This is a genomic window from Oceaniglobus roseus, assembly GCF_002869745.1.
Classification (GTDB): Bacteria; Pseudomonadota; Alphaproteobacteria; order Rhodobacterales; family Rhodobacteraceae; genus Oceaniglobus; species Oceaniglobus roseus.
This window is the reverse complement of the sequence record NZ_PNOS01000066.1, coordinates 1-10,820: the sequence shown is the minus strand read 5'-3', so window position 1 is coordinate 10,820 and position 10,820 is coordinate 1. Positions and strand designations below refer to the sequence as shown.

Here is a 10,820-nt window from a genome sequence, read left to right as displayed (position 1 = left end):
CTGCCACTGGTCCGCCTACCTGCGTCCGGGGCTGTTCCCGCTCTACCGCCGCCTGCTCGCCGCCGCGCCCGATCTGCCGCTTGCCGCCCTGCGCGCCGCCCTGCCCCTCGGCACCGCGCCCCGCTGGTCGCGGCTGCTCGGCGCGTGGCCGCGCCGGGGCCGATTGCAACCGAGCCCCCGCTGACCCAGAGTGCCCGGGCGCCGCAACCGAGGAGCCCGCCATGCCCGCCCCCATCGACCTCTACTTCTGGCCCACGCCGAACGGCTGGAAGGTTTCCATCGCCCTGGAGGAAATGGGCCTGCCCTACGACGTCCACCTCGTGGACATCGGCGCCGGGGACCAGTTCAGGCCGGACTTCCTGAAGATCTCGCCGAACAACCGGATGCCCGCGATCACCGACCCCGAGGGCCCCGACGGCGCGCCGATCTCGATCTTCGAATCCGGCGCGATCCTCCAGTACCTCGCCCGCAAGACAGGGCAGTTCTGCGGCGGCACCGAACGCGAGCGGATCGCCGTCGACCAGTGGCTGATGTGGCAGATGGGCGGCCTCGGGCCGATGGCCGGCCAGGCGCACCACTTCCTGAAGTTCGCCCCCCTCGCCGACCCGCCCCAGGACATCCCCTATGCCAAGGACCGCTACAGGAAGGAGACGGCGCGCCTCTACGGCGTCCTCGACCGGCAGCTGTCGCGGCACGACTTCGTCGCGGGCGACTTCTATTCCATCGCCGACATGGCGATCTGGGGCTGGGCCTCGCTCTGGGAAGGGCAGCAGCAGACGCTGGAGGACAAGCCCCACATGGCCCGCTGGCTCGACACCGTCGGTGCGCGGCCCGGGGTGATCGCGGGGCGGGCGCTGCATGCCGATCTCCGGAAGGATCCGACGGCGCGCAAGCCGGCGGAGAAGACCTGAGGCCACCGCCCGCGTCCGGCGTCGACGGGGGCTGTCTGCCCCCGCGGCGGCTGCGCCGCCTCCCCCGAGGATATTTGGAAAGCAAAGACGGGGGGCGTTAACCTTAACGCAACCTTTCCGGGGCAGGGTGGCAGGGCGGTGCAGGCTGGGAAGCCGATGACCGCAAGCGAAGATGGCGATCCGTCTCCCAAGGGGGGCGGATCGCTTTCATCTTTGCTTCACAAATATCCTCGGGGGACGGCGCCGGAGGCGCCGGGGGGCGGAAGCCCCCTCGTCCGCGCCGGTCCGCAGGCCGGCGTCAGTCCCCGTCCCGGTCGTCCTTGCCGGTGCCGTGCTTCTCGAACAGCTTTCCCTGGAAGACGAAGAACAGGAAGATCGCCGCGGTCAGGCCGAAGGTCTTGAAGTTCACCCAGGCGGCGGTGGACATGGTGCGCCAGACCAGTTCGTTGGCGACCGCGAGGCCGAAGAACAGCGCCGTGAAGCGGCGGGTCAGGATCATCCAGCCCGCCGCGTCGAGCGGCACCATCTCGTCCATGACGAGCCTCAGGTAGGACTGGCCGCGCAGCAGTCCGACCCCGAGGATGGTGCCGAAGATCAGGTAGATCAGCGTCGGCTTCATCTTGAAGAAGCGTTCGTCGTTGAACCAGACGGTGAGGCCGCCGAAGACCACCACCAGCACCAGGGTGACGATCTGCATCTTCGACAGCTTCCCGGTCAGCCGCCACAGGATCAGCGTCGTGACGATCAGCAGCGGCACGAACAGCGCCGTCATCAGGATGAAGCCGGAATACTCGGTGCCGCCGACATCGAAGCTCCGGTCCCGGAGCAGGAGGTAGCCGACGAAGAACAGGGCCACGGGGCCGAGTTCCAGCGCCGTCTTCACCCAGGGGGCCACATGCCGTTCTGCCATCGCTTCCGTCCTTTTCAGCTGCCCAGTTCTACTATCACGGCACCGAGCGCGATCAACGCCATCAGGACCATGCGCCGCGGTCCCACCGTCTCGTTCAGCACCAGCCAGCCGATCAGCGCGGCGAAGACGGTCGAGACCTCGCGCAGCACCGCCGCCTCGCCCACCTTGTCGAGCCGAGTCGCCAGCATGATCGAGCCGAAGCTGCCGTAGGCGATGACCGCGCCGATCAGGCCCCGCCGCAGCAGCGGTCCGAGCGGCGGCGGCGCGACCATGCGGGCGCGGCGGACCATGGCGATCAGCGGGAAGTCGACCGAGGTGATGACGAAGAACCAGGCGAGGAAGGTGAAGGGATTGGCCGCCTCGCGGATGCCGTAGGCGTCGTAGGTGGTGTAGAGCGCGACCAGCGCGCCGGTGGCGAAGGCGAAGAGCAGCGCGGGCACCAGGCTTTCGCGCTGGAGTTCGATGTGGGCGAGGTTGTAGGCGGCGAGGCCGAAGATGCCGCAGAGCAGCACCGCGACGCCGAGCCACTGCATCGGCGCGAAGGTCTCTCCGAAGATCACCCAGGCGCCGATCACCGCGAAGAGCGGACCGGTCCCCCGCACCACCGGGTAGACCACCGTGAAGGCGCCCCGGGCATAGGCCAGCGCCATGCCGCACTTGTAGACGAAGTGGATCGCCAGCGCCCCCGCGAGGATCAGCCAGCCCTGGGCGTCGGGACGCGGCACCAGCAGCAGCGCCATCGGCAGGGTCAGCACGAAGAGCCAGCCGTCGATGGCGCCCCGGGTCAGCCAGGGATCGTGGCGCCCCTTCTGGAGCGCGCCGAAGATCGCGTGCAGCAGCGCTGCGAGCAGCGCCAGACCGGTGGCAAGCCACTGGCCGCTCTCGGTGCCGTCGAGGCTGACGATCCACTCACCCAACCGCCCTGCTCCCCCGGACCGGGCCCGGAACCGCAGCCGGAACCGCGGCGTTCGGACAGCATGATCCGCCTGGAAACGCTACCGTGCTCGACGTCCTGAAGACCGAACTCGCCACCGGCTTCACCGCCGTGCCGCCCGCCGTCGCCGCGATCCGGCTGATGGCGGCCGTGCTGCTCGGTGCCTGCGTCGGGCTCGAGCGCGAGCTTTCGGGCAAGGCGGCGGGGCTGCGGACCCATATCCTCGTCTCGCTGGCCGCCTGCCTCTTCATCCTCGTCAGCCAGGCGCTCGTCACGCTCGACTTCGGGACCGACGATTCGGTGCGGATCGACCCCTTGCGCCTGGTCGAGGCGGTGACGACCGGTGTCGCCTTCCTCGGCGCCGGGATCATCTTCCGCTCGGACGGACGGGTGCGCAACGTGACCACGGGCACCTCGGTCTGGCTCGCGGGCGCGATCGGACTGGCCTGCGGATCGGGGCAGATCTGGCTCGCCGCGATGGCGGCGGTGCTGGTTGTGGCGGTGATCGTCATACTGGGCTGGCTCGAGAACGGCGCGCAGGGGGACTGAGCGCGCTCTCAGGTCTCCAGTCCGGTCAGGGCGGCGGCGAACTCCTCGGGGTCGAAGGCGTCGAGGTCGTCGATCTGCTCGCCCACCCCGATGGCATGGATCGGCAGCCCGAACCTGTCGGCCAGCGCCACGAGAACGCCGCCCCGCGCGGTGCCGTCGAGCTTGGTCATCACGAGGCCCGAGACATCGGCGAGCTTCTGGAAGATCTCGACCTGGAGGAGCGCGTTCTGTCCGGTGGTCGCATCCAGCACGAGGAGCGTGTTGTGCGGCGCCGAGGGGTCCTTCTTGCGGATCACGCGGACGATCTTGCCCAGCTCCTCCATCAGGTCGGCGCGGTTCTGAAGCCGTCCGGCGGTGTCGATCAGCAGGAGGTCCGCGCCCGAGTCGGCCGCCTTGGTCATCGCGTCGAAGGCCAGCGAGGCGGGGTCGGAGCCTTCGGGCGCGGTCAGCACCGGCACCCCCGCCCGTTCGCCCCAGACCTGGAGCTGCTCGACGGCGGCGGCGCGGAAGGTGTCGCCGGCGGCGATCACCACCGACTTTCCCGCGGCGCGGAACTGCGAGGCGAGCTTGCCGATGGTCGTCGTCTTGCCCGAGCCGTTGACGCCGACGACCAGCACCACCTGCGGGCGCTTGGCGAACAGCGGCATGGGGCGGGCGACGGGTTCCATGATGCGGGCGATCTCGGCGGCGAGGACTTCCTTGATCTCGGCGGTGGACATGCGTCGGCCGAAGCGGCCCTCGGCGAGGTTGGCGACGACGCGGGCCGAGGTGTCGACGCCCATGTCGGCGGCGATCAGCACCTCCTCGAGTTGTTCCAGCATGTCGTCGTCCAGCACCCTCCGCACCACGGGGGCCGCCGGGGCGCGGCCCGTCAGGCGGCCGAGCAGGCCCGGGCGCGGCGTCTCCTGCGCGGCGGGTGCCGGTTCGGGCGGGGCGGCGGCGGGCTTCGGCGCGGGAGCAGGATCGGGGCGCGGTGCGGGGCTCTGCGGCTTCGGGGCCGGAGCGGGAGGCGCGGACTTCGCGGCCGGAGCCTCCGGCTTCGGCGCGGGGGCCGGCGGTGCCGGGGCGGGATCGGGAGCCTGTGACGGTGCAGGCGTCGGAGCGGGCGCCTGCGCTTCGGGTTCGTCGGTGCCGCCGTCCTCGACGATGGCGTCGAGCCCCTCCTCGAGTTTCGAAGAGCTCTTGAACAGCCGCGATTTCAGCTTGTTGAAGAATGACATCGGCGCCCCCGGCCCGCTTGCGTGCCCTCCCCAATTAGGCCAGATGCCCGCCGGAGGGAAGGGCGCGAGATTGTCAGCCCTCCCGCCGCTTCCTATACCGGCGCGATGACCGACCCCGATCTTTCCGCCCGCATCCGCGCCGCGCTGGCCGCCGACCCCGCCCGGATCCTGCGGATCGAGCACGCGGGGCGGACCGTCTGGATCAAGCGCAAGGAGCGTCTGAGCCCCCTGCGCCGCCTTCAGAAGGGCGACGCGGCAGCGTCCTTCGAGACCGAGCGGCGGGGGCTGAAGCTGCTCGCCGCGGCGGGGATGCCGGTGCCCGCGCTGCTTGACGAGGGGCCGGGTCACATGGCGCTGGCGGACGCGGGCCTGCCGCTCGACCGGATGCTGCGCGAGGGGATCGGAAGCGGGGCCGAGCGGGGGGAGGCCTTCGCGGCGGCGGGGCGGACGCTGGCGATGCTCCATGGCCGGGGGTTCTGCCACGGGCGGCCGGCGGTCAAGGACATGTGCTGGGACGGGCGGCGGATCACGCTGATCGACCTCGAGCGCTTCGCGCCGGAGCGCGATGCCATCGCCGACTTCGCCGCCGACCTGCTCTTGTTCGTGCTGAGCGGCTACACCGTGGCACAGGGCCCCTCGCCGGAGGTCGAGGCCGGGATCGCCGCCTATCGCGCGGCCGCGCCGGACGGGGTCTGGGAGGCGGCGCGCAGGCGGGCGGCGCGGCTGGCCTGGGTCGGCTGGCTGACCGCGCCGCTGAGGCTCAGGCGGGCGGGGAAGGCGCGGGAATTCAAGGCGATTCCCCTGACGCTCGCCGCCTTCCGCGCAACCTGAGGGCCGCGGAGCGTCCCCGGGGGGACGCAAGGGACTCCATGGGGTTGGTGGGAGATGGTTGCCCGGCGCGACCCGACGGTGACGACATCCTGACCTGCGGGACCGCCGAAGTCATGGAAAGGAAGGGAAATCCGCGGCGTGCCGGACCTCCCCCGTCTCACAGCTCGTCGCCGAAATGCTTCATCGTCAGGCGGATCGGGTTCGGCGCGGCCTGCCCCAACCCGCAGATCGAGGCGTCGGCCATGGCGGTGCAGAGTTCCTCCAGCAGCGGCTTGTTCCAGGTCTCGGCCTGCATCAGCTTCACCGCCTTCTCGCAGCCGACGCGGCAGGGAGTGCACTGGCCGCAGCTTTCGTCCTCGAAGAAGCGCAGCATGTTCAGCGCCGCGGCCTTCGCGCTGTCCCTGTCCGACAGCACCACCACCGCCGCCGAGCCGATGAACGAGCCGTGGGGCTGGAGCGTGTCGAAATCCATCGGGATGTCGGCCATCGAGGCGGGCAGCAGCCCCGCCGAAGGTCCGCCCGGCTGGTAGGCCTTGAAGCTGTGCCCCTCGGCCATGCCCCCCGCCGCCTCGATCAGGTCGGTGATGGTGGAGCCTGCGGGCAGCAGGTAGACGCCCGGCTTCGCCACGCGGCCCGAGACGGAGTAGGAGCGCAGGCCCTTCCTGCCGTTCTTCTCGACGCCGCTCAGGATCCCGGGCCCCTCGCGGCAGACGCGGGCGACCCAGTGCAGCGTCTCGACGTTGTGCACCAGCGTCGGGCGGCCGAAGATGCCGACCTGCGCGACGTAGGGCGGGCGGTGGCGCGGGATGCCGCGGTTGCCCTCGATGCTCTCGATCATCGCGCTTTCCTCGCCGCAGATATAGGCGCCGGCCCCGCGGCGCAGCTCGATGTAGCCCGGCGTGACGATCCCGGCCTCCTCCAGCGCGGCGATCTCGCGGCGCAGGATCTCGAGCACCGCCGGGTATTCGTCGCGCATGTAGTAGTAGATCCGCTCGGCCTCGACCGCCCAGGCGGCGATCAGCATGCCTTCGAGGCAGAGGTGCGGCGTGCGTTCCAGCCAGTAGCGGTCCTTGAACGTTCCCGGCTCGCCCTCGTCGCCGTTCACCGCCATCAGGCGCGGCCCCGGATTGGCCCGCACGAATCCCCACTTCCTGCCGGAGGGGAAGCCGGCGCCGCCGAGGCCCCGGAGGCCCGAGTCGAGCAGCGTCTGCTGCACCGCCTCCCAGTCGCCGGTTTCGCGCAGTTCGGCCATCTTTTCGTAGCCGCCGTTCGCGCGGTAGGTGTCGAGCGTCTCGTACTCCGGGACATGGGTGTGGGTGTCGCCCGCGGCGATGGCGGCCTTCACCTTGTCCACCGTGGCGAAATCGACGTGGTTGTGCCCGAGTTCCAGCGCGGGCGCGGTGTCGCAGCGGCCCATGCAGGGGGCGCGGAGCACGCGCACCTCGGACGGGTCCAGCCCGTCCTCCAGCGCGGATTTCAGCGCCTGCGCCCCGGCGAGTTCGCAGGCCAGCGAATCGCAGACGCGGATGGTCAGGGCGGGCGGCGGCGCCTCGTCCTCCTTCACGAGGTCGAAATGGGCGTAGAAGGACGCGACCTCCCAGACCTCGGCCATGGGCAGGCGCATCTCCTCGGCCAGCGCGCGCAGGTGGCGGGCCGAGAGGTGGCCGAAGCGGTCCTGGATCAGGTGCAGCTGTTCGATCAGGAGGTCGCGGCGGCGCGGCATGTCGCCGAGCGTCTCCAGCACCTCGGCCAGCGCCGCATCGTCCAGCTGGCGGCCCTTGGGCGTCTTGCGGCCCTTCCCCTTGCCCGATTTCCAGACACCCTTGCGCTCGTCCAGTGCCATGCCGCCCTGCCCTTCCGTTCGTCCGCGCCACACGGGGCGCCTGTCGGGCGGACCATAAGGCGGGATCCGGGACCGCCCCAAGCCAAATGCGACGCCTCCGAGACTTAAGGAGGCACCGGGCCCCCGGAAATGTGACGGATCGGAAACGCAGGGTGTCGAAGATGCGCCATGAAATCTCCGTCCTTCCTTGCTAAGGCAGGGGGATGATGGACCGCGCTTCCCTTTTCGACTCCCATCCGGTGTTCGTGGCCGCGACGCTGGGTCCGGTGCCGCTGCTGCTGGCCGCCGCCTGGCTTGGCGGTCCGCTGGTCTGGCTGGCGCTGGCCGCGATGACGCTGTTCGTGCCGCTGATGGACGTGCTGGTGCGCCGCCTGCCACCGCCCCTGGAGGGCGCGGAGTTTCCCGCCGGCACCGCGCTGTCGGTCGCCATCGGGGCGGCGCAGGTGCTGCTTCTGCTCAGCGCCGTGGCGACGCTGGCGGGCGCGGGGCTCGGGCTCGACGGGCCGCAGGCGGTCGCGATGTTCTTCGCCGTCGGCCTCTGGCTGGGGCAGGTCGGCAATTCGAACGCGCACGAGCTGATCCACCGGAGCGACCGGCGGCTGTTCACCCTCGGCAAGTGGCTGTTCATCTCGCTGCTGTTCGGCCACCACACCTCGGCGCACCGGAAGATCCACCATTCCTATGTCGCGTCGGACGACGATCCGAACTCGGCGCGGCTGGGCGAATCCTTTCCCGCCTTCGCCCTGCGCGCCTGGCAGGGGTCGTTCCTGGCCGGCTGGGAGATCGAGCGGTCGCTCCAGCGGCGGGCCGGGCGGGTGTCGACCCTGCGCCATCCCTATGCCGAGTATGTCGGTGGCGCGCTCCTGTGCCTCGGGCTGGCCTGGCTGATCGGCGGGCTGGCGGGGCTGCTCTGGTACGTCGCCCTCGCCGTCTATGCGCAGATGCAGCTGCTGCTGTCGGATTACGTCCAGCATTACGGGCTGGAGCGGCGGGAGGTCGCGCCGGGCAGGCTGGAGCCGGTGGGCCCGGCGCACAGCTGGAACGCGCCCCACGTCTGGTCCGGCGCGATGATGCTGAACGCGCCGCGCCATTCCGACCACCACGCCAACCCCGCCCGCCCTTGGCCCGAGCTCAGGATCGGCGGGCCGGAGGAGGTGCCGACGCTGCCCCGCTCGCTGCCGGTGATGGCGATCATCGCCTTCTGGCCCCCCGCCTGGTTCCGCCTGATGGACAGGCGGGCGAAGGCCTGGAACGCCCGGACGCGGGAGAGGGCCGCGGCCTGACGGGGAAGTGAGCGGGCGGCCGCCGGCGGCTCTGGTCAGGCCGCGCCCCTTGTGCCAGTCTCCGGCCCATGACCAGCATGATCCGCCGCTTCGCCCTGACCCTCGCCCTGACCACCGGCGCGGCCTTCGCCGCCACCGGGCAGGACGGCACGCCGATGAGCGCCGCGGAGTTCGAGGCCTATACCACCGGCAAGACCCTCTACTTCAACGCCGGGGGCGTGTCCTACGGCGTCGAGGAGTACCGCGAGGGGCGCAAGGTGCGCTGGTCCTTCCTCGACGGGCGCTGCAAGGAAGGCCAGTGGTATTCCGAGGGCGAGCAGATCTGCTTCGTCTACGAGGACGGCACCGGGCCGCAGTGCTGGACCTTCTTCCGGGGCAACGGCGGTCTCCGTGCGCATTTCATGGGCGATCCGGCGGGCAGCGAGCTTTACGAGGCGCAGCAGACGGACGAGCCGATGAGTTGCATGGGGCCCGACGTCGGGGTGTGAGGGCTGCTGGAAAGGGCTGATCCGCGGGCGGGGGAGGCATCGCCACGGGTGTGCCCCTGGGGTTGCAGCGTCATCTTGCGCTCACAGCAACCGCCCCGCCACCACCGCCCAGACCGACAGCGCGGTGGCGCTGACCAGCATGTAGGGACCGTTCCAGACCAGCCCCGCGTAGACGGGGCGCACCTGCCCGAAGTTCGCGATCAGCAGGGTCGAGGCGGTGAAGGGCGAGGTCGCGCCGCTGAGCGCCCAGCCGCCGGTGATGGCGACGATCATCGCCTCGGGCGCGATGCCGAGCGCCTCGGGCGAGGGCAGCAGCGGCGCGAAGAGCGACACGGCGAGGATCGGGTTCATCCCGAGCTGCCCGGTCAGCGGCACGAACCAGACGAGACCGACGAGGATCGCCCAGGCGGGCAGCGCCGCAAGGTCGATGCCCGAGGCCGCCATCAGCGGCTGGGCCAGCCCCGCGCCCATGGCGCCGATGAAGCCCGCCATCACCAGCAGGATGATCTCGGGGCCGTAGGCGGGCAGGTCGCGCCGCGCGAACTCCGCCGCCCGCGCGCCGGCGTCGGACAGGCGCGCCGTGGCCGGGCCCGCGGTCTGGCCCGCCACCCACAGCAGCGCGATCACCGGGACGACCGACATCACCGCGCCGACGATCCGCACACCCGCGATCTCGTGCAGCGCCGCAACCAGCACGATCAGCACGGCGAGCAGGATCAGGAGCGGCTTCAGGTGGCCGAACCAGTCGCCCTCGGCCGCTCCCCTCGGCGGCGGCGGCGCGGAGAGCTTCGGCTTGAAGATCGTGTCGAGCGCCCAGCCGATCCCGGCCAGAAGCGCCGTGCTGACGAGGCAGGCCGGCAGCGCCTCGGCCCAGCGGCCGTCGGGCACCACGGTGAGCGAGATCGCCATGGCGAAACCGAGGGGCGACCAGGGCAGGGTCGAGATAAAGCCGCGCTGGATCGCCAGCAGCATCCGGCGGGTGCGGTGGCGGCGCAGCTCCTCGTTCCGCTCCTTCGCCGCGCTCTCGGTGGCGAGGCTGCCGAGGAGCGCGATGGCGCCGTAGATCAGCACCAGCCCGAACAGGTGCCCCCCGAGGGTCAGCGCCAGGTAGCGCCGCCCCGGCGGCTGACCGGCCAGGAACCGCCCGCACTCGGCGATGGAGGGCGAGGTCATGGCGGCGGCGCGGATCGCGGTCAGGGCGGTGAAGAACGCGGCGATGAAGCTTGCGCGGCCAAGCGCGGTCAGGGCGTGGTCTCGCCAGTTCTCCTCGGTCGCCATGGCGGCGAGCAGCAGCGCGATGCCGATCAGCACGAACACCCGCCGCCCCCAGGTCACGCGGGGGAAGAAGGCGGCAAGGCCGAGGATCGTGAAGAGCCCGGCGAGACCCTGCGCCACGGCGCTGCCGGTGTACTCGGCGGGGATCGAGGCCAGCATCGCGCCGGTCATGCAGAGGCCGCCGATGTGGCTGAAGCGCGGCGAGGCGGAGAGGCTCAACGACGGCGCCTCACAAGAGCTCGCCCTGTTCGGGGGGCGCCGGGGGCGGCTTGCGGCGGGCGGCCTTCGTGCCCACGGTCACGCGTCCGTCGGCGAACTGGATTTCCAGCAGCGGCGCGCCCTGCGCCTCGGCCGCGCGGGTGACGACCGCCTCGCCCTTCCTCACCACGGCATAGCCCCGTTGCAGCGTCGCCTCGTAGCCGAGGCTGAGGCGCATCCGCTCGAGCGCGTCCAGCCGCGCGCGCTGCGCCGCCAGCTGCTCCTTCCCGCGGGCGGTCAGGCGCCGGGAGAGCGCGTCGAGGTCGCGCCGCCCGGTGGCGATGCCGCGCTCGGCGGGGCGCAGGGACAGGCGCGCGG

General features: G+C 71.4%; 11 protein-coding genes and 1 pseudogene. 6 read left to right on the top strand and 6 right to left on the bottom strand.

The window, feature by feature from the left end:
• Together A7B20_RS20670 and A7B20_RS20665 are read left to right on the top strand one after the other, a co-directional pair.
• Positions 1–184 (top strand): annotated as a pseudogene (locus tag A7B20_RS20670) (hypothetical protein); the annotation flags it as partial.
• 37 nt (positions 185–221) lie between these two features.
• Complete coding sequence (locus A7B20_RS20665) at positions 222–911, top strand: glutathione S-transferase N-terminal domain-containing protein (RefSeq protein ID WP_102110471.1); 690 nt, start codon at positions 222–224, stop codon at positions 909–911.
• Positions 912–1,209: 298 nt separating this feature from the next.
• Here A7B20_RS20665 and A7B20_RS20660 read toward each other — a convergent pair whose 3' ends face one another.
• Together A7B20_RS20660 and A7B20_RS20655 are read right to left on the bottom strand one after the other, a co-directional pair.
• Positions 1,210–1,821, bottom strand: a complete 612-nt coding sequence (locus A7B20_RS20660; RefSeq protein ID WP_102110470.1) for an inner membrane-spanning protein YciB — start codon at positions 1,819–1,821, stop codon at positions 1,210–1,212.
• Positions 1,822–1,835: 14 nt separating this feature from the next.
• Positions 1,836–2,738, bottom strand: a complete 903-nt coding sequence (locus A7B20_RS20655; protein WP_102110469.1) for a DMT family transporter — start codon at positions 2,736–2,738, stop codon at positions 1,836–1,838.
• An 83-nt stretch (positions 2,739–2,821) separates the two neighbouring features.
• On the opposite strand from A7B20_RS20655, the gene A7B20_RS20650 reads away from it, so the two are divergent.
• Entirely contained in the window at positions 2,822–3,304 is a 483-nt protein-coding gene (locus tag A7B20_RS20650; RefSeq protein ID WP_245867170.1) for an MgtC/SapB family protein, read from the top strand.
• Positions 3,305–3,312: 8 nt separating this feature from the next.
• Here A7B20_RS20650 and ftsY read toward each other — a convergent pair whose 3' ends face one another.
• Positions 3,313–4,524 (bottom strand): signal recognition particle-docking protein FtsY, encoded by a 1,212-nt coding sequence (gene ftsY, locus A7B20_RS20645; RefSeq protein ID WP_102110468.1) that lies wholly within the window; start codon positions 4,522–4,524, stop codon positions 3,313–3,315.
• Positions 4,525–4,629: 105 nt separating this feature from the next.
• Here ftsY and A7B20_RS20640 point away from each other — a divergent pair, with 105 nt between their 5' ends.
• Positions 4,630–5,355: a BUD32 family EKC/KEOPS complex subunit gene (locus A7B20_RS20640; protein WP_102110467.1), complete on the top strand. Its 726-nt coding sequence runs from the start codon at positions 4,630–4,632 to the stop codon at positions 5,353–5,355.
• 157 nt (positions 5,356–5,512) lie between these two features.
• On the opposite strand, the gene A7B20_RS20635 is transcribed toward A7B20_RS20640, so the two are convergent.
• Positions 5,513–7,198, bottom strand: coding sequence for an NAD(P)H-dependent oxidoreductase subunit E (locus A7B20_RS20635; protein WP_102110466.1), 1,686 nt, complete (start codon positions 7,196–7,198; stop codon positions 5,513–5,515).
• 206 nt (positions 7,199–7,404) lie between these two features.
• Between A7B20_RS20635 and A7B20_RS20630 the strand changes: the two genes are divergently transcribed.
• Positions 7,405–8,481 (top strand): alkane 1-monooxygenase, encoded by a 1,077-nt coding sequence (locus A7B20_RS20630; protein WP_102110474.1) that lies wholly within the window; start codon positions 7,405–7,407, stop codon positions 8,479–8,481.
• Between the two features lie 68 nt (positions 8,482–8,549).
• A complete protein-coding gene (locus A7B20_RS20625) occupies positions 8,550–8,969 on the top strand; it encodes a hypothetical protein (RefSeq protein WP_342747286.1) in 420 nt (139 codons plus the stop codon).
• An 81-nt stretch (positions 8,970–9,050) separates the two neighbouring features.
• Here the strand turns inward: A7B20_RS20625 and A7B20_RS20620 are convergent, their stop codons facing one another.
• Together A7B20_RS20620 and A7B20_RS20615 are read right to left on the bottom strand one after the other, a co-directional pair.
• A complete protein-coding gene (locus tag A7B20_RS20620; RefSeq protein WP_245867168.1) occupies positions 9,051–10,463 on the bottom strand; it encodes a hypothetical protein in 1,413 nt (470 codons plus the stop codon).
• A 10-nt stretch (positions 10,464–10,473) separates the two neighbouring features.
• Positions 10,474–10,820, bottom strand: a 347-nt coding sequence (locus A7B20_RS20615; protein WP_281260121.1) for an exodeoxyribonuclease VII large subunit, incomplete at its 5' end; no start/stop codon positions are given.